Origin of the sequence: Vibrio sp. Vb339 (assembly GCF_902751245.1) — a bacterium.
Lineage (GTDB): Bacteria > Pseudomonadota > Gammaproteobacteria > Enterobacterales > Vibrionaceae > Vibrio > Vibrio coralliirubri.
In genome coordinates this window covers 667,529-690,572 of record NZ_CADDIS010000002.1, presented here as the reverse complement: position 1 = coordinate 690,572, position 23,044 = coordinate 667,529, and the positions used below count along the sequence as shown (strand labels likewise).

Here is a 23,044-nt window from a genome sequence, read left to right as displayed (position 1 = left end):
GAAAGTCAGTTGATTTGAGGGCGGCCGAGTTCCCCCCGAACTCGACCTGTTCCAGACGCGCAAGCAAAGGCGTTTGGTTTCTGGCGTACTCATAAATTAACCAATTTCAGTTTGTTGTGTAAATAATCAATAGCTTGCCAATTGATAGGTAGGTCGTATTTCGTTATGCAAAAGCATAGAAATGAATGATGGCGAGTGTGATGCCTGAACTCAGGCAAGGAGGCTGGCGTATTAAAGGGAAAGGGCTGACACAATATGAAACTTGGCTTTCTAGTTTATAATATCGTTAAATTTAAATTTGCAGGGATTTATAACTAGCTAGTGGAGTGTGCTAGTTTTAAGAGTTGGTCATCTTTTATTCTGGTGTTATACACTGCTTTTTATTTCTCGATTGGATTTAGTGTCTGAATTATTAAATCTGACGGGATAAATGATTGTTTAATGTTGATTTGGCAAGATCTTCAAGTATCCTTTATGTAAATAAAACGTTAAATATCGAAAGTTAATTAACAATCATTAAGGAGTCGATGATGTTACATGCTCACGAAAATACCCTACATATTACCCACCTCAGTAACCACGCGGTTAAGGAGTTGTCACCTTCATTCTCTAAGCTACCAAGCACAGAGCATGCGGATGGCCAGTTCCGATTGAGAAGGTACTCAGTGGTTGAATTCAGTAATGGACAAGTCGTTGAGCTAGACAAACATAACTTTGTTCAGTCTGAAGACATTAATCACTTTCAAGGTGACGTTGTTCGTCAATTCGAGCCGATTGAAGCACAAATCCTAAGCAGCGAAGGCATGCAAGAGATGTGTGAACTGTTTATTGAAACCAACGGGCTTGAAGACGGACAAGAAATCGAAATCCATCAAATCCGCATTGCCGCTATTTTTGAAGAAACTCAAGTTGCACCAGAAGGTGTTCACCAGGACGGTTTTGACCACATCGCGATCATTGGTGTTACTCGCCACAACATTGTGGGTGGTGAAGTGATGCTTTATCAAGATAGCCACGAAGCACCGTTCTTCAGAAAAGTGTTAGGCGATGGTGAAGTGGCAATGCTTGCTGATAGTAAGCTTTGGCACAATGCACAACCGATTCGTACCATAGACCACGGCGAGATGGGCTACATGGATGTGTTTGTTCTAACGGCTAAGGATGCGCGCAATGTCCTTCACTCTTAATGATGTGCGCCAACAGTTTAGCGCGTTAGGTCAATATCATAATGGCAAGCCTGTGACCTTTTTTGATGGGCCGGGTGGCTCTCAGGTGCCTGAAAATGTTTTAGCTTCAATGACCGAATACCTAGGGCATTTCAATTCAAACTTAGGCGGCCACTATTTTTCTAGTCAAAAGACCACAAGCTTAATGCAGCAAGCGCGAGAAGCGGCGCAAGCACTGCTTAATGCGGAGTCTTCTGGCAACGTTGTGTTCGGCGCGAACATGACATCGCTGACCTTCCAACTTAGCCGAGCGATCAGCCGCGATTGGAAAGAGGGCGATGAAGTTATCGTCACGGCGTTAGACCATTACTCAAATGTATCGAGCTGGCAGCAAGCGGCAGACGACAAAGGCGCGATTGTTCGCCAAGTTCGCGTAGACGAGTCGGATTGCAGTTTGGATATGGCGCATTTTGAGTCGCTGCTGAACGAGAAAACCAAACTTGTCGCGGTGACGTTTGCTTCGAACACGACTGGCTCTATTGTCGACATGGCAAAAGTTATTGAGCTTGCACATCAGCATGGTGCGCAGGTTTATGTCGATGCCGTGCATTACGCACCGCATCATTTGATTGATGTTCAGCAACTGAATTGTGATTTCTTAGCGTGTTCAGCTTATAAGTTCTTCGGCCCGCATGTGGGCATTGCTTATGTTGCGCCTCAATGGCTACACACGTTAAAACCTTACAAGGTAGAACCTGCTACAAACATTGGCCCAGGCCGTTTTGAAACAGGTACGCAAAGCTTTGAAGGCCTTGCCGGTGTGATTGCTGCGGTGGATTACTTGGCGCAGTTTGGTGAGCCAACCGATTCATTGCGTTCTCGTTTAGAGCAAAGCTACGCGCTGTATAATAAGCACGAGAGCCAACTGAGTGAGTACTTCCTTAAACGCTTGTCTGATCTTGAAGGGGCAAAGCTTTACGGAAAAACTGAGTTTGACTCGAATCTAAGAACGCCAACCTTTGCGGTTACCTTTGAAAACCATTCTCCAGAGTTCATCGCTAAGAAGCTGGGTGAGCATAATATCTGTGTGTGGAATGGTCACTTCTACGCATTAGGGTTGGTGAAGCAGTTGGGTATTGAAGAGCAGGGTGTGGTGCGTATTGGTTGTATGCATTACAACTCTATTGAAGAGATTGACTTGCTGTTCAATGTGCTTGAAGGGATCTTGCGAAGTAACTAGCCACTAGCACTTAATAGCGACAGAATTAGAAAAGAGCATACTTCTCTCATGAATATTGAGGTGTAAGTATGCTCTTTTTGTTTGATTGAGCTTGTTTGTTCAACGGCAGTTATTCCATTAAGCTATTGATTTAACAAAGCGATTCATTTAACTAAGAAAGTTGTTTAACCAGAGCTGCGCCTATAGCGTGTGCGCTAGTCGGGTTCTGGCCTGTAATCACTCGCTCATCAACAATCACAAGCTCTTGCCAAGGTTGAACCTTGTTGAAACGCGCTGCGCTGCGAGCTAGCGACTCTTCCAGTAGGAATGGAATGTCGTTTATGGTGCCAAAGTCGATCTCTTCTTCACGTGTAAAGCCAGTCACCGATTTAGAACTTAGTAACTTCTCACCGTTGCTCAATACAATCGGAAGCAGCGCCGCTGGGCCGTGACATACTGATGCGATCACACCGCCATCTTCATAGTGCTTTGCTGCGATGCTAGCGAACTGTTCATTGGTTGCTAAATCTGAAAGCAAACCGAATCCACCTGGGTAGAAGATAGCATAGTAGCTTTCAGTATTGATTTGGCTTACTGGAATCGTATTGTTGATGCGGTTCTGGAAGTCATCATCCGCCAAGATATCAGCGTTAACCACATCTCCTTCAATATCCGTTCCGTAGAGTGGGGCTTTGCCACCATTGATAGAAGCGATGTCGTATTCGAATCCAGCAGCCATGATCTCTTTCAGAGCGTGGGTTAGTTCTGGAGCGTAAGTACCGTTCGCTTGGTCTGTATCGCCAAGTGTTGCGTGGTTAGTTACTGGAATTAGTATTTTTTTCATGATTCATCCCTTTGAGCTGCTGTTTTTTTATTTAGAAACGATGCCTGTAATTAGATGCTGACGCTTTTCGTTAAGCGCTAGGTATCGTGTTGTTACTTAGCTATCGCCGTCTTGTTGTATCTAATACTAGTTCCAAACCAATTAGGTGATAATATACTAAACAGGCAAAACATTGTTGCTATATAGCAAAGATAAGATACGGGTAGATTAAGTATGGACAGCTTTGAAGGTATTAATGAGTTTGTTGCGGTAGCCGAGTGTCACGGCTTTTCTGCAGCAGCAAAACAGTTGGGTTGCAGTACTAGTCATGTCAGTCGCCAAGTTTCAAGGTTGGAAGAGAGAGTTGGCGTGGCGTTGCTTGCGCGTTCAACACGGATGGTGAGCCTGACCGAATCGGGTCATACCTATTATCAGCAGTGCAAAGACTTGGTCATTGGGCTGCAACAAGCGAATGAACAAGTCACGTCTCAACAAACTCAGCTTAGCGGTACATTACGTGTTAGTGCTGCGGGTGCATTTGCAGAAAATCATGTTGCGACAGCGCTGATGGAATTTGCCAAAGATCATCCTGAACTCACCATAGAAATGAACTTCAATACTAAGATGGTGAACTTCATCGAAGATGGTATCGACTTTGCCATTCGTTATGGTCGATTAGACGATTCAGGGCTGGTGGCAAGAAAGTTGGTCGATCGTCCAATGGCGGCTGCAGCCAGTAAAGACTATATAGAGCAATTTGGTTCGCCTACTCATCCAGAGCAGTTGAAAATGCATAGCTGTATTATCGCTAACAGTGATCAGTGGTTATTTGAGAAAGAGGGAAAATCGTTAAATGCAGTACGAGTACATGGGCGCTGGCGCAGTAACAATTCGAGCGCAGTACTCAAAGCATGTGAAGAGGGACTTGGTGTTGTCTACCTACCCAAAAGCAGTTTCAATGGCGGTCTGACTAATGGAAAGCTTGTCCCGGTGCTTGAAGAGTATTGGGGAGCAGGAACCAGCAGTTGGATCGTATATCAAAATCGTCGTTTTTTACCCCAGAGAGCACGGCTAGCAATCGACTTCTTAGTCGCTTATTTTTCGGATTGGAATGAATAATCGACTAGGTTTCAAGCGGACAGCCAACAAGATAGAAGTGAATAATGAACGGGTTTGAAAAGAGTCGTGATTAGCGCTAGCTACCTAAGTTAACGCCCAAAACAGAAAAGCTAATACTTACATAGATATACGTTATCTTTTTTTGTTTTTTGACGCGCGTAATCGGATTGAGAGACTTGTCTACTTTTGATAACTCGTGTTAGCGATTGAATTGTAGAGAAGCCCGCAACAGTACGATATACTAGATACCATATTAATGTCCCTAACGCGTGATAGATTCTGTGGAAGCGTTGGCAGGATGTGTTGTTATGCTCCAGTTTATGAAGTATAGCTAGAGTGCGGAGTTGGCAATGTCTTCAATAAATTTCGAATCCACGTACGGTGTAATAACTATTCAAGATATGAATGTAGTTAGTGTTGACGCTAACTATGCTCGCATCTATGGATACCAATCGCCCGAAGAACTACTTTCTAATATCGATAGCTTTCTAGATCTAATCTCAGAAGATTATCATGTTCTCGCCTATCAAAATTACCTTGAAACGGTCAGTGGTCAACGCGACCCCCAGGTTCACACCTATACCAATGTTGATCGCAATGGCAGAGAGTTCACCGTGTTTTCTATCGACCATGTGACGGAGTGGCAGGGAAGACCTGCACTGCAAGTCACGGTGATCGATCTTTCTCCTGCGATTCAGCTGCAAAATGCGGTGCGTGAGCAAGATAAGATGTATCACGATATGATCATGCAATCTGGGCAGGGCATCTTGGTTCACCGAGATTTCAAACCGCTGATGGTCAATCAATCTTGGGTCAACATGCAAGGCGCTGCTTCTATCGAGCAAGTATTAGAGTTGGACTCTATCCTTGAACTGGTACCAAAACAGAATACTGATGGTATCAGCAAGCACTATCACGCGATCGTGTCGGGTGAGTTGTCTGGAACGAGTACCGTGGTTGAAAACATTGGCTTTGACGGCGTTCATCGGTTCTTCAATATTTACGACAATGCGATTACTTGGAAAGGTCAGCCAGCCGTTCAGGTTGTACTCGAAGATGTGACGCAAAAGGTGATGTTGGAAAAGCAGTTGGTTCACCAAGCGAACTACGATGAAATGACCGACTTACTTAACCGTAGAGCGATTTATGAGTGGTTGAGAGAGCATATGTCATCTAAGAGCTACCTTGTGTGTATGCTGCTTGATATCGATGATTTTAAGTCGATTAATGACACTTACGGTCATATGGTCGGTGATGAGGTCATTTGTGCTTTGGCTAATATTACCAAGCGCAATGCTGAGAAAGTCGGCGGAGTAGTAGGCCGTTGGGGTGGTGAAGAGTTCATTATATTTATCCCAAATGCGTCTCTTGAAACTGCACACGAGGTGTCAGAAGGGGTTCGCCAACAGTTCCATCAAGTCGAGTTCAAAATCGATGAACAGATTCGATTTAATTCGAGTGTCAGTATCGGAATCAGTGATAGCCGAGCCTGTGAAGACGGTGTCACGATTGATGCTCTCGTGAATTTAACCGATCAGTCTCTCTATCGCGCGAAAGCCAAAGGTAAGAATTGTGTAGACGGAGATGTGGTTGCGCTTTAATGCTATAACCATGATCCATTGGCCAATAGAATCGACAACGAAAAATGCCCTCAAGTCATCACTTGAGGGCATTTTAGTTTTTGGCGATTAACTAAACGCTTCTCACAATGAGAAACGCTTAAGTTCTACAATTTATGCAGACACTTCCACTTCGTAAGAACCAAATTTACGGATGTTAATCACACCAGTATCTAGGATAAGGTATTGACCTTTAATGCCTTGAAGTACGCCAGTCACCTCAGGGTTCTTATCAAAGTTATGCGATACAATCTTCACTGGGTGCTGCTCAACTGGGTAGCTCAATGAAGTAATGTTTTCGCTCAGAATCTCGATAGCATCGTCGCCAAACTTCGCTCTGATCTCTTGGATTTTATCTTCAACCAATGGCAATAGCTCTTTGGCTTTTTCTACCAACTCCATATCGTCGCCGTCGCCTTTTAGCAGCGTGCGCCAGTTGGTTTTGTCAGCAATGTGCTTCGCTAATTCAACTTCGATCAGGCCAGAAATCTGACGTGTTTTTACCTTCAAGATCGGTAAGCCTTGAGTCGCGCCTTGGTCAATCCAACGGGTAGGGATTTGAGTGTGACGAGTGATACCTACTTTTAGGCTTGATGTGTTCGATAGGTAAACGAAGTGATCAACCATGCAGTTCTCTTCACCCCATTGAGGCTCACGACAAGTGCCTTCATCGTAATGGCAAGTCTCTGGTTTCATGATGCACATGTCGCAGCTTGCTAGCTTTTTCATGCACACAAAGCAGTGGCCTTGAGAGTAGCTTTTCTTGGTTTTCTTACCACACGAACAACAAAAAATATTGCCGGTATGGGTAAGGTTGATGGTTTTACCAATCAGAGGGTTTAGCTCTACAAACTCTTCACCTACAGGTAAACGGTAAGTAACCGCACCATCAAGGGAAGCACTCATCTTCTTGAGTGTACCTTTTGCTAATAAAGACATGACATTACTCGTTGTATTTTGATTATTATTTCGTCCACTCGCTCGCCTTGTGAACAGGCGATACGGTGAACGATGATTTGCGATGAGTATAACAAATAGAGTCTGCTTTTATACGCAATATTGCTCGATTATTGCGATGGATAATTGATGGTAAACACTCAGTTTAAATTATGGTATGACATTTTTTTCAGGCGTGATATAACGCTTTTTAGTGGATTATTGGCATCAATATCACTAATCCACTCAGATTATTTTTTATCATGAAATCCCAACGATAGGGACCTTAAGCCGGAAGCTTAGACGTGAAGTGGATCCATAAGATTGTTATCTTTCTAGTTATCGCAACACTTGCCATTGTGCAGTATTACCGTGTGAGCGGAAATCGTGTGATAACGGCAATTACCCCTGATAAATATGAATTTATCGCGACCAGTGATCAAGTTGATAAGGGAGTCAGTACGTCCCAGTTATCCTATGAAAATGGACAGTACATTCTCGATTGTGAGCTTAAAGAATCTGAGTATCCATGGCCTTACTGTGGTCTGTCGATTCGTATCGACCGAGACATCACCGCGGGTCTTGACCTTTCTCAGTACCACACCTTTAGAGTAAACATTGATTACCATGCGGAGGCTGACTCTAGCGGCCGTTTGAGAACCTACCTACGTAACTACAACCCTGCTTATTCGGTGCCTGATAACGAGTACACACATAAGTACAATGGGATGGAATTTTCTCCAGGAATCGATGGTGGTGTGATTGAGATTCCGATCAAAAATCTGCAAGTGATGACGTGGTGGTTAGCTGATAACGATATTGCGTTAGAGCATTCGGCCCCTGAGTTTTCGAATGTGAATATGGTTGAGTTTGCGACTGCGTCTGGGGCGAAACTCGGTCACCACAGAATCGTCATCCGCAGTATTGAGTTCGAAGGTTCGTATATCACCGCAGAAAGCTTGTTCATGATCCTACTGTTTGTGTGGGTGGGCACGGGCACCGTATTCTTGCTGTCAGAGTTAAACCGTTCAAGAAAACGCATGGTGATCGCAGAGAAAAGACATCACCACTTAAAGAACGTCAATCGCGCACTGAGAGAACAGAATTTTGAGTTTTCAGAGATGGCCCATCGTGATGAGTTAACCGGAATACTAAACCGCCACGCGATTCGTGATTGGTTGAAAATGCAGTCACAGTATGTGAAGCAAGGGCATGGCAAGCTGGGTATGTTGTATCTCGATATCGACTACTTCAAGAGCGTGAATGACAAGTACGGGCACCAAATGGGTGACCATATTCTACGTGAGTTCAGCATGGTGGTGGGCAGCTCAATCAGCGCTACCGACAAGTTGGTGAGATGGGGTGGTGAAGAGTTCATTGTTTTTTGCCCTGAGACTGATCTTGGCGAAGCACAAAGAAAGGCCGAGAAAATCCGGCTTTTAGTCAGCCAGCACCTTTGGGTTCATGGCGATCCACTGACATGCAGTATTGGTGTTGCCGAGATGAAGCAAGAGCGGGTGACAGAAACTATTGCTCGCGCTGATGAAGCTTTATATCAAGCAAAGCATTCAGGTCGAAATCAGGTGATCTTGAGTCACTAATCTGAAAATTGTTTTGATTAGTTTATAAGCCACACGTGCATATGTGACGTGTGGCGTTTTTATGGCTGCTCGATGAGTTTACCCTCTAGAGCCTTTGTTGGTTTGCTTGGATAACGTATAAAAAATGATTTCACTGTTCTTTAAATGTCTGCTGGGTGCCGCGGCAGTTTTGTTGATTGCGCTGTTGTCGAAGAGTAAGAGTTTCTACATCTCTGGTTTAGTGCCGCTGTTTCCTACCTTTGCTCTGATTGCTCACTACATTGTCGGCACGGAACAAACCATGGTCGAGTTGCGCACCACAGCGCTGTTTGGTCTGTTTTCGCTTGTGCCATACGCCGCTTATCTTGGCGCAGTGTACGTGTTCAGTTATCGCTATAACTTGGTATCGACTCTCTCGTTAGCGACTTTAGTGTGGGTATTGTGTGCTTCTATGTTGTTGCTAGGTTGGACGCGTTTGGTGCCAAGTGTGGCGTGAGAACCAGATCTTAAAGTGGTAATGATAGGTTGATGGCAAGCTGAAACAAAAAAGGTGGCGCGGGGCCACCAAAAGGGAAAAGCGTTTCTTGTTTTTATGTGCCCGTTCAGTGCTTGCTTACGCTGAACGGGCATTTTTTGTATTGGTTGAACCGGGGGAAGTTCAACCAGTTTAGGGGAGTATTCCTGTAAGCATGCGCTTATAGAAGGTTAGTGTTTACCAGAAGATCCAAGCGAACAGAGTTAGGACTAGGATACAAACTAGGTTCAACACCATACCGATTCGCATCATCTCTTTCTGCTTGATATGACCCGAGCCAAACACGATTGCATTAGGTGGTGTCGCTACTGGCAGCATGAAGGCACAAGATGCAGCAACTGCAATCAGTGCAGACAAGATAACCGGAGACATACCCAGCGCTTCAGCAATGGTCGCAAATACAGGAACAAGCAATGCCGCACTCGCCGTGTTACTCGCAAATTCCGTTAGGAATACCACGAACGCTACCACGGCTAGAATCGTAAGCAGTACGCCAGCTGTTTCTAAAAATCCGCTTAGTGAGTGTGCTAGGAATACGCTGGTTCCTGTTGCTTTCAGAATGTTACTTAAACAGATACCACCACCGAACAGGATAAGAACACCCCAGTCTGTTGTCTTCTCAACGTCTTTCCATTCCACCGCTCTAGAAGCGCCAAGCAGTACAATTGCGCCAATCGCGACCAAGCTATCAAATTTAGAGAATCCGCCAATCATTGCGTTGATTGGTTTGCCGAATATCCAAAGCGTTACGGTTAGAAGGAAGATAGACAGTGTGATTTTCTTGCTGTTTGTCCACTCAACGGGAGCGTGGTCTAGCTCGAATTTGTGGTCTAGTTTCGGCTTAGTCATCACGTAAAGAATGATCATAGCGATTGGCAGTAAGATCATTGAGATAGGTAGGCCAAGTGCCATCCACTCTGTGAAGCTCAAGCCAACTTCTGCCGCCGCAATTGCGTTTGGTGGGCTACCAACCAAGGTTGCGATGCCGCCGATTGAAGCACAGTAAGCGATACCCAGTAGCACGAACACGTAGGTGTTGCGGTCTTCACTTTGGTCAACCTTGTTCATGATGCCAAGAACAAGAGGAAGCATCATTGCTGTGGTGGCTGTGTTTGAGATCCACATTGATAGACCCGCACTCACACCGAACAACATGAACACAGCGACCGACATTCTGCCTTTTGCTATCAGCAGTACTTTGTCAGCAATTGCTTTGTCTAGTTCTTGCTTGTTCAGTGCGGCTGCTAATGCGAAGCCACCCATGAATAAGAAGATGATTGGGTTTGAGAAGTTAGCCAGCGCTGCGGGCGTGTTGAATACACCAAACAAGACAGCCAATAGGGGAACGAGCAAAGCGGTGATGCTGACGTGGATAGCTTCTGTTAACCATAGAATGGCAACGAACACGAGAATACTTAAACCTGTATTCACTTGCGCTTCGAATGGCAGGGTATTGAGCAAAACTGCAAATAGCGTGAAATTACCAATTAATATCATGCTGTTGCGGGTAAACAACCAGTGTTTCAGTGTAGTAACAAGTGCCGTCATAAGACGCTCCTTCTGTTTATCCTCGTTGTATTGGTGCACGACTTCATTGAGTTGTGCTTATTATTTTCGAGGTATATAGCTTGATGTAGGGTCAGACTTTGTTGGAAGAATGTTACTCAAGTTAATAAAGGAGTGTTGGTGTGTTTTTGCTTAACAATGGGGAAGTGTGAGGCAACAAATTCAAAATGTGTAGTTTTCTACACATCGGTCTCTGATGGGTCTGCAATCGGGCTTGTTGCAGGGTCTACAATAGGGTTTACAGTGGGGTCAGTGATAGGGTTTGGAATCGGAAATGATTCCGGTTTTGGACTCGGTTGAATGGGCTCTTTAGGTCCAAGGAACTTTGGCGTTGTCCCCATAATATACAGATCAAGGAATGCTTTGGTGCGCGCAAACACTTCACGCAAACGTATTGAGCTTCCCGAGTGATGGGTTGGCCCTGAAACGGCTAAACACTGCGCGTGAATATCGTAAGAGTTGGCGATGAACAGCGCTCTTTCACAGTGGAATTTTTGAGTGATGATCAGAAAGTTATCGGTATCGAATATCTTTTTGGCGCGAACAATCGAGTCTAAGGTTCTGAAACCCGCATAATCTAGATTGATACGTTCCTCGGGGACGCCCGCTTTTAACAAGTCGCGTTTCATTGTCCACGGTTCATTGTAAGAGCGATGAGCGTTATCGCCACTCAGTAGAAATTGGTCCACTTTTTCACGATCGAACAGCTCAATCGCGGCTTCGATTCGGTGTTTATAATAGTCGTTGAGTGTTCGACCCAAATATTTGCTCGTGCCAAGCACAACGGCGACCTCAAGCTCGGGTACTTCATCTATATCGTAGATGATGCGATCCTCCGCTTGCCATGAAACCCAATAATCGATCGCAATAACCGCAGCGCTGCCTACTAAGAACACGAGGAAAGCGCCAAACAGAAAACCTTGCAGTTTTTTGTAAGCTTTTTTTATGTAGCTACGGATAATGTGAGAATCAAATTTCACTCTCGGTATGGTCCTTTCACTGAGCATTAATTTTTGAGTGCTCGATAATACCAAATAAAAATGAGAAAAATCAGTTAAAAAGACAAGACAGTGTAAAGAAAAAAGCCCCTGCAATTGCAGAGGCTCTTAGAAGAGGAGTTAACGCTCTTTATTTAGAATGCTGTGCGCTTGTAGCGACGGTAAACTGGCTGCCAGAAGTGCTGGTCAATCGCTTGTTGCAGTGCATCTTCAGTGATCTCTAGAGCAACGCCCTGTTCAATCGCCTTCTTACCTACAGCAAGAGCAATCTTCTTAGATACCGTGTGGATCTCTTCCAATGGTGGAAGTAGAGCGCCTGTGCCATTGATTGCTAGTGGAGAGCACGTTGCAAGTGCACGGCTTGATTCCATTAGCATTTCGTCAGTGATGCGTGAAGCATTCACAGCCAATACACCAAGGCCAATACCTGGGAAGATGTAGCTGTTGTTACATTGAGCGATTGGGTAAGTTGTGCCGTTGTGAACGACTGGCTCAAATGGGCTACCTGTCGCAACAAGTGCTTGGCCATCAGTCCAACGAATAATGTCGTTTGGCGTTGCTTCAACACGGCTTGTTGGGTTCGACAGTGGGAACACGATAGGGCGTTCACAGTGTAGGTTCATCTCTTTGATGACTTCTTTGCTGAATAGACCTGGAGCACCAGACACACCAACCAATACGGTTGGTTTCGCGTGGCGAACAACGTCTAGTAGAGAGAAACCAGTGCCGTCGCTTTCCCAGTCTTTGGTGTTTTCGTTGGTTTGAACCAGACGCTGTTGGAAATCAAGCAGGTTTTGCATGCCTTCCTGAAGCAGACCCCAACGGTCAACCATGTAAACTTGAGAGCGAGCTTGTGTATCGCTGATACCTTCAGACACCATTTGAGCAATGATAGCTTCAGCAATACCACAACCCGCAGAACCCGCACCTAAGAAGGTGATACGCTGATCTGACAGTTTGCTGTTTGCTGCTTTACATGCTGCAAGTAGAGAACCAACCGTTACGGCTGCTGTGCCTTGGATATCATCGTTGAAACAACAGATGCGATCTTTGTAACGTTCAAGCAGTGGCATTGCGTTCTTTTGTGCGAAATCTTCGAACTGAACTAATGCATCAGGCCAACGGCGTTGAACCGCTTGGATGAACTCTTCAACGAATGCATCGTAGTCAGCACCCGTAATACGAGGGTGACGCCAGCCCATGTACATTGGGTCAGCAAGACGTTGAGGGTTGTTGGTACCCACATCGAGCACGATTGGTAGCATGTAAGCTGGGCTGATGCCGCCACACGCTGTGTACAGTGCTAGTTTACCGATTGGAATACCCATGCCACCGATACCTTGGTCTCCCAAACCAAGAATGCGCTCACCATCCGTAACCACGATAACTTTAACGTTGTGGTTTGTCGCATTATTCAGTAGATCATCGATACGATCACGGTTCGGATATGAAATAAACAGACCACGACCACGACGGTAAATATTTGAGAAGTTCTCACATGCTGCGCCAACCGTTGGCGTGTAAATGATAGGCATCATTTCAGAGATGTGGTTTTGAACTAAACGATAAAAAAGCGTTTCATTAGTGTCTTGGATGTTACGAAGGTAGATATGCTTATCCATATCACTTTCGAAGTTACAATATTGTTTGTATGCACGTCCTACTTGCTCTTGGATTGTTTCGGTTGTTTCCGGTAACAAACCTTCAAGGTTGAAAGAACTACGCTCTTCAGCAGAGAATGCGCTGCCTTTGTTTAGAAGAGGGGTACTTAGTAGAGCAGGACCAGCATAAGGGATATATAGAGGGCGTTTATCGTTGTTCATTGGATGCCTAATATGGGAGAAAGGGTAACTGAAAAATGATAACGGTTTAGTTATTCAATTGTAAATAGTTTCTCCACGATCTGAGCAAACAAAATGATATTCTTACCTCTGCCCCACACTTATCAAATTTCAACACGATAATTCGTTATACTTTGCTCACACTTTTTCGCGACGCTCCCTTTTTATGTCATTACTTCCCATCGATGCTTATCAAAATGTATTCCACCAACAAATCGTTAATTCTCACCTTGTCGTAGAGGCTGAAACCGGATCAGGTAAATCTACGCGGTTGCCAATTTGGGCTTCCCAACATGGGCGAGTTCTGGTGGTTGAACCAAGACGCATCGCGTGTACTTCACTGGCTAAATATCTCGCACAACAATCGGGCGAGAAGCTTGGTAGCAAAGTGGGCTATGCGATTAAGCTCGAATCGGAATATAACGAGCAAACTGACGTTGTTTTTGTGACACCCGGTATCGCGCTGCGTTGGTTATCAGAAGATGGACTCGCTGGCTTTGATGTAATTGTGGTGGATGAGTTTCACGAGAGGCGCTGGGATATCGACTTGCTGGTGGCGATTCTGAAACAAAAAGCGAGTCATCGTTTAGTGATCACATCAGCAACCATTGAGGGTGAGCGCCTTGCTCAGTATTTGGATGCGAATCGCATAAGCTGTGAAGGGCGTACTTATCAAGTGGAGATTGAGCACCGAGCGAATGAATCCAGAACACTGCCTGATAGTCGACATCTAGAACAGAGCATCGCGGAAGAAGTGAATCATCAACTGATTGCTTCACATGGCGATATGTTGGTTTTTCTGCCGGGTAAAAAAGAGATCGTGCAATGTGAACAAGCCTTAGCGAAAAATCCAGATATACAAGTTGTTAAATTGCATGCGTCAGTCAGTGATAAAGAGCGAGATTTAGCGTTATCGGGTCGTAATATCAATACTGAAGGTAATGGCCAGAGAAAGGTCATCCTTGCAACCAACGTTGCAGAAACCTCATTAACCATTCCTGATATTGGCGTAGTGATAGATTCAGGATTAGAGAGACGCACCGTTCAGCGTAATGGTAGAACCACACTGATGCTTAAATCCATATCACGAGCGAGTGCCAAACAGCGAGCTGGCCGCGCGGGTAGGGTAATGGACGGCGTTTGTGTGCGTTTATATGGTGAGCATGCGGCGTTAGAGTTAGTCACACCGCCTGAATTGCAGCGTGAAGAGCTGACCGAACCTATGTTGGCGGCCGCATGTTGTGGTGCGACTCTTGATAGTTTATCTTTCCTCGACCCTATTCCTGAGAAGTCGCTAAATAGCGCAACTCAAATCTTGCTGACGATGGAAGCGATTAACGCCGACCATCAAATTACCGAGCACGGCAAAAAGCTGTATCCACTGCCGATTGATGCTTTGTATGCAGACATTGTAACTCGCATCAAAACCAAAGCACTCAAAGAAGCGATGGTCGATCTCACAGCGGCGTTGTCTGTGCCTGCTCGCTTGTATCAATTACCGAACAGTGCAGAACATCTGGAAGCACTGGCGCAACAGGAGAAAGAAGGGTGTGATTTAAGCCTGTTGATTCAGATTGTGCGTGGTCGCGAATATCCGCATTTAGAGATAAACCTACAGGCACTGAATGAAGCTCAAGGTCTAGCTAAGCAAATGCGTGAGGTATTTGAACTTCCTCAGCTAGAAGTCGCGTCACGTTTTCAACGCATTGAACTACTTAAGACTATTGTGGATCTTCATCCTGAACTGGTGTTTGTGCGCCGGCTGAAAAGGAATGAGGCCTTTGCTAATGGAGTGTTAGAGGTGGTACTTGGTCGCCAGAACCGTTTCCCTGATAATGCACAAGCGATGTTGGTGTTGGATACTCACAGCTTGCCGGGAAGAGGCGTTAAGCAAACACTGACCTTAGCGACGATCACGGCACCCATTCCTCTTGAGCTTATCATTGATGCTGAACTAGGAGAGTGGGAGCAAGGTGAAACCGTTGTGAATGATGATGGCGTCTTTACCGAGATGGCGTTGGTGTACGCAGGCCGCACGATTACAACCAAGCTTGTCGCGGCTGAAGGGCAACTATCATTAAAGCCTATCGTCGATCTCGTGGTAAGTGGTGCTCAACTTCCTGGTTTTGCAAAGGTTCGTACTCAAGAGATTAAGCATTGGCAGCTGTATGTGAAACTCGGTCTCGATGAGCAAACACAATACACACCAGAAATTGAGAACATTAACTTTGAGCTATGGTTTATAGAGCAACTTGAAGTGTTAGGGGTTACTGATGTCAGCGAATTGGAAATGTTTGACCACGCAGACATACCGTTCGATGGCATTCCAACTTGGCTCTATTCAGAATTTTCGGAAAAATACCCGTTTGCATTGAGCCTTGCCGACTTGCAACTCGATGTAGAATACTTGCCCGCGAGAAAGCTGATTTACGTTCACTATCAATCGGGTAGTCGAAAGTTATCGCCAAAACGTTGGGAGCTGCCGACATGGTCAGGCTGGCGCATTCAGTACAAAAAAGCGAGCCGAATAATTGATATCAAATAGATGGATAAGTTTTATCTCTAAAATATTAATCAAATAGGTGCATATATGATTTTTCAGTGCTTATTTTGTTACAAGTTTGATTTTTATATGCCTTTTTAACCAATCAAAAGGTCATAAAAGACTATTCTTCTATATCCTATTGCTATAAAGAAAGAGTTGATAGATATTGAGTATATTGTGTTGCCAAAGTGTCGGGGGACATCATGGATAAACAGGAAGAGACGCGTGTAGAGTTCGATTACACAACATTTCTTGGCGCCTCATGCAGTAAAAAATGGACTTTTCTGGAAGCACTCACCACAATTGCGCCAGTGTTCAGTACCGTCTGGCGAGATAGCATTAAAGAGCTAGCAAGCCCTGAAGATCGTTTATGGCAGATGGCATTGAAATCAATGTCGACGCGTAAAAGTGATGAGTCGAATATTGTGACCTTACTCAAGCTCGCGAAGCTGGAAGGAATCAATGAGCTCAAAGTAGTGATGCCATATTCTCTTGAAGAAGAGCAGATCGAGTATATTGAATCGCGCAGTCATTTAGTGATTGCGGGTAATTCTGGAGAAGAGTTCACGATTAGGCTGTAACTTCAGTTCGCCTATAATCTCTCTCGAGGAATAGTAAAAACGTACACGTAAAAAGGGCCTCAAATATTGAGGCCCTTTTAGTATCTAAAACTTGAGTCTACGAGCTTATTAGCTTTCGAGCTTTTTATTTTGAGATTAAGCAATTAGCAATTAAGCGACTAGTCGATTAGACCATAGTCAGCGCGCAGAACATCAATGATCTCTTGCTTAGGATTTTCGCTCAGTACGATCTCCGCACCTGTGATTTTCGCAGCGATATCAAGGTAAGTACGAGACAGAGACATTAGCGAATCAAGAGGTAGTTCATTGTCACGAGCTAGTGCTTCACGTTCTGGCATACGTTCTTTGTTCAATAGAATGTCGGCATCAGGGAAGTAGTTAAGCAGGAACTGACGGAAGCCTTCTTTTGAGTTCTCAACGATGTTGCCGTTGTTGTATTCCTGAGTATCCCAAATGCGAGATGAATCTGGAGTACCAACTTCGTCCATGTAGATAAGTTTTTCTTTGCCCTGAGCATCGTTGACGTAACCAAATTCAAATTTGGTATCAACAAAGGTTTGGTCTACTTTTGCTAGCGCTTGGCTGATTACGTTGAAGCCTTCTTTAAGAAGTTTTTCGTAATGCGCGATGTCGCTTGCTTGAGTAAAGTTGAATGCTGCGAAGTTATCTTCGATGTTGTTACGTGTGATGTTCACATCGTCAGCTTCTGGAACGCCAGGAATACCTTTCAGAATCCCTTTTGTTGAAGGCGTGATCAGTAGCTCAGGCAACTTCTTGTCTTTCTCAAGGCCTTCAGGCATCTCGATACCACAGAATTCACGTTCGCCGTTCGCGTACGCACGCCACATTGAACCAGTGATGTATTGACGACAAATCGCTTCGATCATGACTGGGCGAGCTTTTTGTACAATCCATACGAACGGGTGAGGGATATCAAGAATATGACTGTCAGCAAGTCCGTTGTCTTTAAACAATTTGAACCAGTGGTTAGAGATAGCATTCAGAGCCGCTCCCTTACCTGGAACACCTTTAAGATTCCCTTCACCACGCCAGATACAATCAAATGCGGAGATACGGTCACTGATCACCATGATTGCTAAAGGCGCATCTGGTGCTACATCGTAGCCTTTCTCTTTAATTAGTCGTTGGCTATCTTCTTCAGTTAACCAGTAGACCGAACGAACCTTGCCGCTGTGGACAGGTTTATCAGTACGGATTGGTAGGTCATCATTTACGGCAAGAACTTGATCAGCAAGGCTCATTTAGACATTCCTATCTTTTATCAAACGTCATACAGAGAAGTGCGGTGTGCACATGATTAGACGGGCATTATACCCAATCTACTATTTGCTTCCAGAGAAAAAGCAAACGATTGCTAAATCTGTTGTTTAAATAAAAACCCCCGCCTAACAATCCGCTAAAAATTTGGCGAATTGTAGGGCAGGGGAAGGCAGTATGTTTGGACTGTGTTTTGGCGAATTGTTTATTAAGTTAACTTAAGTTTGTTAGCTAAAAGATTAAGCTATGTTTGTGGACCATGTTTTTGAGCCAAAATGTTATTAAGCAATATGGCTTAGTGAATACGCTCTGAATTTGCATCCATAAAGAAGACTTCACATTGAAAGCGTAATCCTAATGTTCTTAGGTACTGTTGGCTGAACTGATCTATCAATGCACTTGCAACAATCGCACTTGCATTCTTAGAGCGGATTGCTTTCTCGACGGTCTCTACCTCAGTCATTTGATGAGAGGCTTTCATATGAATAACGCGGTCGCAGCAAACATTATGTTGCTTAAGCTGTTTAGCCGATGGTCTTGGTGTTTGAGCCGTAAACAGTAACCACTGATGTTGATTGGACAGCAACGCCATTCTTGCAAACAACGCTTCCTCGTTTGACTTTTTGCTTTTACGAGAAACTGATGTAAATGCGCAGTGAACTAGCGGGCTAGAGTGTTGTGCTTTAACGTGTGCTTGAATCATTTTGCTGTCCTTATATACATGCTGTATGTGTATACAGTAGTTTTAGTTGCTTATAAGATCAAGCGTTTTTTGCGGGATTATTGGACGATTTCGTTTGGAATTATGGATGGAAAACAATTAAATCATTGAAATTGTTCGATAAATTAAATTTGAATGAATTTGCTGTTTTGTCTCATAAGTTGAAAAAATGTGAGCTTTATACAGGTGTATACAGTGGTTTTTACAGAAAAGTACTGTATACACCTGTATAGAAGATAGAAGATAGAAGATAGAAGATAGAAGATAGAAGATAGAAGATAGAAGATCTAAAACCGCAGGCACAAAAAAAGCGCCTTAGGCGCTTTCTTATATTTCACGGTGTTGCTTATCTCAATGTCGCTTGGGAGAGTTTTGCTCTCATTTCCATTTCACCAATATTGAACTGGCGAACATCAATGGTTGCAATATCATTGCACTCTTTACATGCATGATGACACTTACCATCTAGGTAGTCGTGCTTTTTAACTAGGCTTGGCTTTTTGCACCAATCACAAACGCCTTCTATTGTGAACATATTCTCTCCTCACCTGTTTAAGTCAGGTGTATTTTCGGCGCAAATTATGACACAAGTAAGACCTATTAGTTAATAGTTTGTTACCCATTTTTGAGAGGGGGATCGATTGCAACACCAATAAAATCGATATCTTTGAGATCTTGAAAAATGAAGATGTGTGTTTGTTTACGGTTTTGTAACATTTTGTAAAATGGTTTTTAGCGCATTGTTCAAACGTTTCATTTCTTCGTCACATCCGTGACCATCTGGATGGTAGATCTTTGATAGCTGTTTGTATCGGATCTTGATGCTTTTTTGGTCAGGGATTGAACTAGGCGTATAGCCAAATAGCGCGCAAGCCACCTGAAAATTACTTAGACCTTTGCTGTTTTTCTGCTTCTTCAATTCGTGGAACATAGTGTGCAGCTGACGTTTTTGCTGCTTAATCGTCAGGTCCTTCGAGGCAAGCTGCGCTTCAAGTGATTGTTGTTGCTGTCGTGAATCACCCGACTTTAGAGCTTGTCTTCTTCTTGAGATAACAAAAGTCGCAATAATGCTGATGATTGAAATCAGCACGGCCAACGCAGCACCAATCATATAGTCAGAGCTAGTTAGGTTAGAACTGGAGAGGTTAGAACGTGATGCTTGGTTAGATGGCATTTGGTTAGATTGAACGTGCTTAGATAACCCCTGACTGGTGTCTATTTCAGAGTCGATGCTGTCATCGAGCTGTTCTATTGAAGAGATCTGCTTGGCACGTTGCTGGTTGAATTGTGCTTCCAAAATGCGGTTGTAGCCGTCTTCTGCTTGTGGATTATCTTTTAAGGCTGCTTCATACCATAGCTGCGCTTTATCTAATGGTTGAAGGAGCTCCTTATCAAGTGAGGTTTCGTAGAGCTTTGCGACCTGGATAGGCGCGCGCTGGTTACCTTGCAACGCTGCTTTAATAAACCATTCCAAAGCAAGCTTGTTACTTTGTTCAACACCTGTTCCTGCTAAGTACCATTCCCCCAGTCTAAATTGCGCGTTTGGGTTGCCATTTTCTGCTGACTGCGTGTACCAATACAATGCATCACTGGTGCTAACAGGAACGTCGACACCCGATTCATAAGCTTGAGCCAATTGGTATTGAGAAACTGGATCTTGAGGTTGTAATTCTAGTGAAAATTCATCACTGTTTGTTGCGTGAACGAAACGTGTGGTGGACAGTTGAATCGTGGAAAATATGAGGGCTAGAAATAGTGTTCTAAGAAATGATGATGACAGAATGTTGGATAGGATCAGCAAAAGATAAGTCTCGTAAAAAAGCCCAGAATCGATATGTCAGTATGAATACGCTTTATGGTCGTTGATTATTATTATCACGTTAAATGAGTAACATAACTGATAAACAACTATATAGAGGTTAATTCAATAGATAAAGACGGACTGGGCTTTAATCGTGCTACTTAAGCGGCAAGATTTGAATTTCTACGCGACGGTTACAAGCACGACCTTGAGAGGTGTTGTTGTCACATAGAGGGTAGCGCTCACCGTTACCACGAGCAATAGCACGACCTGCAGCAACGTCTTGAGAGATCAAGAATGCACGAACAGATTCAGCACGACGCTCAGAAAGGATTTGGTTCGTCGATTCGCTGCCAGTGCTGTCAGTATGACCTTCAATCACTAGGCTAGTGTCTGGGTATTCAACGAGGATGCGAGCAACGCCGCGAAGTGTATTGTGAATGCTTGATTCCAAAGCGTACGAGCCAGAATCAAAACCGATGCCGTTTTCTAGGCGAAGTAGAAGTTGGTTTTCGCCGACACGTTCAACTTGAACGCCTGAATTCATTAGCTCTTCACGGAGGGCTGCTTCTTGTCGGTCAAAGTAGTAGCCAATACCACCACCAACAGCCGCCCCACCTGCTGCGCCGATAAGTGCTCGTTTACCACGGTCTTTAGAGTCACCAGTTGCAGCACCAGCAACGGCACCAGCGAGTGCACCAATTAGAGCGCCTTGAGTTGCAGAGTTAGTCTCAGATTCGCCAGTTGTCGCGTTTTGGCGTTGAGTTGCCTGACAACCCGTTAAAGCGATAGTAAGCGCTAGGGCTAGTGTGATTTTTTTCAACGTATTTTCTCCATCATGTACTTCTGTCAAACGAATGAATTCGAGTGACAAACATAGTCCTGTAAATCTTATTGATGGTTTTTATCAATACGTCGAAGTAATGTAAAGTGGCTCTATGATTTAGTTATCTTTTTAGCTGCCTGGGTACCGCCAACTGGTCGATTAACAGACAATTTGCGACCTTTCTTCAAACCAACTTCATAATCGGCGGTGAGGTTTTTCATCGCTTCTCTCAGTTGCTGCTTGAACGTTTCACGGTCGATATTTTTGAATTCTTTATCAATGTAGTTATTGATCTTGTTGTTTGATTCGTCGTCGGGAGTAATGGTTGGTAGCTTTTCAAGCGCACCTTCAACCCAGCCTGAAACAAACGAGTTCACGCGGCGTGTCACTTCTAAGGACCCTGTGCCAGAGCCAGCAAAACTATTTCTGAATTGGCCGGTGTGTTCATTCAGTTCACGATAAATGATATCGAAAGCGAACGCTGCGAAGATCGCGCGGTCGGCTTCACCAATGAACTCAACACGCTTGAGGCCTTTATGATTCAGCAATACGGCTTCTACGCCAAATTTGGTGTTGATACCGCGAATAACACGCAGCAGTGTAGAACTGATATTTGCAGGTAACAGGTGACTGGACTGAGTTTTCCCCATCTTGATAAATTCAATATCGTCTTTTTCGAGACCATATTTCAGCATCAAGTTATGCGCCATTTTTATCGCATTGGCAGCTTCATTGACGTTCGCAGAATTTCCAAGCTCAAGACACTTGGCAATTTTCTTTAGGGCTTTTTTCTTATCCATCGACAATTTAATCAGTACCGCAAATTTTTAAAAGTCCAACATTTTACATGTTTTCGCGGGTAACAGAAAGGCAAAACTGGTTTGATGAACAAGGAAGGCGGTGAACATTGAACTGCATGAGCCCAGTTGGCGGTAAAAACAAAAACGCCATCAAGCGTATTGATGGCGTTAGTGACACGATTTTCCTGATTAACTAGAGCATTAGTAATCTAGATACCCAGTTCATCGAGTAGATCTGCCGCAGAATCATTGCCTGAGCTTTGAACTGGCTTGTTCGCTTCTTGCATTTTTTTCTGAGTCGCCTCAAGAATGCTATCTGGACATTCGTCTTCTGCGATTTCAAATTCTTCTAATTGAATGAATTCAGTCTTATCCATCGCAAGCTCAAGGTAGAAGATGTTGTTATTAGCGGTAGAGAAGGTCACACGACGAGCTTGTGGACGATCGAGATTGGTATCAACAGAAAGGTTTACTTGCTTGTTCAGAGCCAGCATTTTCGGTTGGTTTTGTGTGATGTTGGTTTGCAGCTCTTTGCGGATTTTATTGGTGAAATCGCCAACCAATTGGTTCATCAGCTCACCTAATACATCACCCACTTCGTCTGAAGTATGAAGCACAGCGAGCTCGTTTTCAGGCATGCCCATATTGCGCATGTAATTGGTGTAGATCTCTAGCGCTGCTTTGGACGTAAAATTAATAACAACGAGACCAGAAAAGCCACCATCAAATAGAACGAAGCAGCCAAAATCTGGCTTAAGGCTTGTCTTGTTGATCTTTTGAACCATGGCTGAATAGGACACCTGAGAAGCCGTCGCTGAAGTTAGTACGCTTGAGACTGATTGGCATAGTTTAAGAAGGATATCTTCAGTTGTGACTGTTTTGTTTTTTTTCATTGTGATGTGCTCGTGGAGATGTCTTAAACAAAATGTTATTCAGTATATTGCTACTGAATTAAGACGAAAGTGACTATTTCTCCATTCTTGCACTGAGATTCTGATTTGATCACCTTTTTATATGATCTTAATAGTAGTAAAGTGACGAAATTCAAAGAAAATTATTAAAAATCTCAGATAACCCAATGCTGATAGGA

General features: G+C 44.1%; 20 protein-coding genes. 8 read left to right on the top strand and 12 right to left on the bottom strand.

The features are described from left to right. Window positions 1-530: 530 nt before the first annotated feature. Window positions 531-1,187: a 2OG-Fe dioxygenase family protein gene (locus HRQ85_RS11730; RefSeq protein WP_048607150.1), complete on the top strand. Its 657-nt coding sequence runs from the start codon at window positions 531-533 to the stop codon at window positions 1,185-1,187. Beyond that, entirely contained in the window at window positions 1,171-2,406 is a 1,236-nt protein-coding gene (locus HRQ85_RS11725; protein ID WP_172379683.1) for a cysteine desulfurase-like protein, read from the top strand. Before HRQ85_RS11730 ends, HRQ85_RS11725 begins: the two co-directional genes overlap by 17 nt. A 151-nt stretch (window positions 2,407-2,557) precedes the next feature. Here the strand turns inward: HRQ85_RS11725 and HRQ85_RS11720 are convergent, their stop codons facing one another. Further along, window positions 2,558-3,229 carry a type 1 glutamine amidotransferase domain-containing protein gene (locus HRQ85_RS11720; RefSeq protein ID WP_172379682.1) on the bottom strand — a complete coding sequence of 224 codons (672 nt, stop codon included), beginning with the start codon at window positions 3,227-3,229 and terminating at the stop codon, window positions 2,558-2,560. Window positions 3,230-3,442: 213 nt separating this feature from the next. On the opposite strand from HRQ85_RS11720, the gene HRQ85_RS11715 reads away from it, so the two are divergent. Further along, on the top strand, window positions 3,443-4,327 hold the full coding sequence (locus HRQ85_RS11715; protein ID WP_172379681.1) for a LysR family transcriptional regulator: 885 nt from the start codon (window positions 3,443-3,445) through the stop codon (window positions 4,325-4,327). 350 nt (window positions 4,328-4,677) lie between these two features. Further along, a complete protein-coding gene (locus tag HRQ85_RS11710) occupies window positions 4,678-5,928 on the top strand; it encodes a sensor domain-containing diguanylate cyclase (protein WP_172379680.1) in 1,251 nt (416 codons plus the stop codon). A 132-nt stretch (window positions 5,929-6,060) separates the two neighbouring features. On the opposite strand, the gene HRQ85_RS11705 is transcribed toward HRQ85_RS11710, so the two are convergent. Further along, complete coding sequence (locus tag HRQ85_RS11705; RefSeq protein WP_017063586.1) at window positions 6,061-6,885, bottom strand: DUF2797 domain-containing protein; 825 nt, start codon at window positions 6,883-6,885, stop codon at window positions 6,061-6,063. A 302-nt stretch (window positions 6,886-7,187) separates the two neighbouring features. On the opposite strand from HRQ85_RS11705, the gene HRQ85_RS11700 reads away from it, so the two are divergent. Next, window positions 7,188-8,483 (top strand): GGDEF domain-containing protein, encoded by a 1,296-nt coding sequence (locus HRQ85_RS11700; RefSeq protein ID WP_172379679.1) that lies wholly within the window; start codon window positions 7,188-7,190, stop codon window positions 8,481-8,483. Between the two features lie 124 nt (window positions 8,484-8,607). Further along, window positions 8,608-8,958 carry a GlpM family protein gene (locus HRQ85_RS11695; RefSeq protein WP_048663603.1) on the top strand — a complete coding sequence of 117 codons (351 nt, stop codon included), beginning with the start codon at window positions 8,608-8,610 and terminating at the stop codon, window positions 8,956-8,958. A gap of 216 nt (window positions 8,959-9,174) precedes the next feature. Here HRQ85_RS11695 and HRQ85_RS11690 read toward each other — a convergent pair whose 3' ends face one another. The 3 genes from HRQ85_RS11690 to HRQ85_RS11680 all read right to left on the bottom strand — a co-directional run bounded on the left by HRQ85_RS11690 (window position 9,175) and on the right by HRQ85_RS11680 (window position 13,384). Then, window positions 9,175-10,545 carry an SLC13 family permease gene (locus HRQ85_RS11690; RefSeq protein ID WP_048607137.1) on the bottom strand — a complete coding sequence of 457 codons (1,371 nt, stop codon included), beginning with the start codon at window positions 10,543-10,545 and terminating at the stop codon, window positions 9,175-9,177. A gap of 197 nt (window positions 10,546-10,742) precedes the next feature. Beyond that, complete coding sequence (locus HRQ85_RS11685; RefSeq protein ID WP_172379678.1) at window positions 10,743-11,543, bottom strand: SanA/YdcF family protein; 801 nt, start codon at window positions 11,541-11,543, stop codon at window positions 10,743-10,745. Window positions 11,544-11,695: 152 nt separating this feature from the next. Beyond that, a complete protein-coding gene (locus HRQ85_RS11680; protein ID WP_172379677.1) occupies window positions 11,696-13,384 on the bottom strand; it encodes an NAD-dependent malic enzyme in 1,689 nt (562 codons plus the stop codon). Window positions 13,385-13,568: 184 nt separating this feature from the next. On the opposite strand from HRQ85_RS11680, the gene HRQ85_RS11675 reads away from it, so the two are divergent. Further along, entirely contained in the window at window positions 13,569-15,947 is a 2,379-nt protein-coding gene (locus tag HRQ85_RS11675) for a helicase-related protein (protein ID WP_172379676.1), read from the top strand. Window positions 15,948-16,150: 203 nt separating this feature from the next. Next, window positions 16,151-16,528, top strand: coding sequence for a hypothetical protein (locus HRQ85_RS11670; protein ID WP_019821854.1), 378 nt, complete (start codon window positions 16,151-16,153; stop codon window positions 16,526-16,528). A 158-nt stretch (window positions 16,529-16,686) separates the two neighbouring features. Here HRQ85_RS11670 and HRQ85_RS11665 read toward each other — a convergent pair whose 3' ends face one another. The 7 genes from HRQ85_RS11665 to HRQ85_RS11635 all read right to left on the bottom strand — a co-directional run bounded on the left by HRQ85_RS11665 (window position 16,687) and on the right by HRQ85_RS11635 (window position 22,847). Further along, entirely contained in the window at window positions 16,687-17,790 is a 1,104-nt protein-coding gene (locus tag HRQ85_RS11665) for a phosphoribosylaminoimidazolesuccinocarboxamide synthase (RefSeq protein ID WP_017055177.1), read from the bottom strand. Window positions 17,791-18,101: 311 nt separating this feature from the next. Further along, a complete protein-coding gene (locus tag HRQ85_RS11660; RefSeq protein WP_172379675.1) occupies window positions 18,102-18,509 on the bottom strand; it encodes a SulA-like leucine-rich domain-containing protein in 408 nt (135 codons plus the stop codon). A gap of 364 nt (window positions 18,510-18,873) precedes the next feature. Then, a complete protein-coding gene (locus HRQ85_RS11655; protein ID WP_004733419.1) occupies window positions 18,874-19,062 on the bottom strand; it encodes a hypothetical protein in 189 nt (62 codons plus the stop codon). A gap of 165 nt (window positions 19,063-19,227) precedes the next feature. Further along, window positions 19,228-20,328, bottom strand: coding sequence for a tetratricopeptide repeat protein (locus HRQ85_RS11650; protein ID WP_172379674.1), 1,101 nt, complete (start codon window positions 20,326-20,328; stop codon window positions 19,228-19,230). Window positions 20,329-20,485: 157 nt separating this feature from the next. Next, window positions 20,486-21,151: an OmpA family protein gene (locus HRQ85_RS11645; RefSeq protein ID WP_048607125.1), complete on the bottom strand. Its 666-nt coding sequence runs from the start codon at window positions 21,149-21,151 to the stop codon at window positions 20,486-20,488. A gap of 113 nt (window positions 21,152-21,264) precedes the next feature. Continuing rightward, window positions 21,265-21,954 carry a DUF2786 domain-containing protein gene (locus tag HRQ85_RS11640; protein WP_017059769.1) on the bottom strand — a complete coding sequence of 230 codons (690 nt, stop codon included), beginning with the start codon at window positions 21,952-21,954 and terminating at the stop codon, window positions 21,265-21,267. 209 nt (window positions 21,955-22,163) lie between these two features. Continuing rightward, window positions 22,164-22,847 carry a DUF3334 family protein gene (locus tag HRQ85_RS11635; RefSeq protein ID WP_050635104.1) on the bottom strand — a complete coding sequence of 228 codons (684 nt, stop codon included), beginning with the start codon at window positions 22,845-22,847 and terminating at the stop codon, window positions 22,164-22,166. Window positions 22,848-23,044 lie beyond the last annotated feature (197 nt).

Coding starts and splice junctions, on each gene's coding strand:
- HRQ85_RS11705 (WP_017063586.1), bottom strand. CDS start 6,885: ATGTCTTTATTAGCAAAAGGTACACTCAAGAAGATGAGTGCTTCCCTT.
- HRQ85_RS11635 (WP_050635104.1), bottom strand. CDS start 22,847: ATGAAAAAAAACAAAACAGTCACAACTGAAGATATCCTTCTTAAACTA.
- HRQ85_RS11655 (WP_004733419.1), bottom strand. CDS start 19,062: ATGTTCACAATAGAAGGCGTTTGTGATTGGTGCAAAAAGCCAAGCCTA.
- HRQ85_RS11675 (WP_172379676.1), top strand. CDS start 13,569: ATGTCATTACTTCCCATCGATGCTTATCAAAATGTATTCCACCAACAA.
- HRQ85_RS11725 (WP_172379683.1), top strand. CDS start 1,171: ATGTCCTTCACTCTTAATGATGTGCGCCAACAGTTTAGCGCGTTAGGT.
- HRQ85_RS11695 (WP_048663603.1), top strand. CDS start 8,608: ATGATTTCACTGTTCTTTAAATGTCTGCTGGGTGCCGCGGCAGTTTTG.
- HRQ85_RS11710 (WP_172379680.1), top strand. CDS start 4,678: ATGTCTTCAATAAATTTCGAATCCACGTACGGTGTAATAACTATTCAA.
- HRQ85_RS11690 (WP_048607137.1), bottom strand. CDS start 10,545: ATGACGGCACTTGTTACTACACTGAAACACTGGTTGTTTACCCGCAAC.
- HRQ85_RS11665 (WP_017055177.1), bottom strand. CDS start 17,790: ATGAGCCTTGCTGATCAAGTTCTTGCCGTAAATGATGACCTACCAATC.
- HRQ85_RS11730 (WP_048607150.1), top strand. CDS start 531: ATGTTACATGCTCACGAAAATACCCTACATATTACCCACCTCAGTAAC.
- HRQ85_RS11670 (WP_019821854.1), top strand. CDS start 16,151: ATGGATAAACAGGAAGAGACGCGTGTAGAGTTCGATTACACAACATTT.
- HRQ85_RS11640 (WP_017059769.1), bottom strand. CDS start 21,954: ATGGATAAGAAAAAAGCCCTAAAGAAAATTGCCAAGTGTCTTGAGCTT.
- HRQ85_RS11660 (WP_172379675.1), bottom strand. CDS start 18,509: ATGATTCAAGCACACGTTAAAGCACAACACTCTAGCCCGCTAGTTCAC.
- HRQ85_RS11720 (WP_172379682.1), bottom strand. CDS start 3,229: ATGAAAAAAATACTAATTCCAGTAACTAACCACGCAACACTTGGCGAT.
- HRQ85_RS11715 (WP_172379681.1), top strand. CDS start 3,443: ATGGACAGCTTTGAAGGTATTAATGAGTTTGTTGCGGTAGCCGAGTGT.
- HRQ85_RS11680 (WP_172379677.1), bottom strand. CDS start 13,384: ATGAACAACGATAAACGCCCTCTATATATCCCTTATGCTGGTCCTGCT.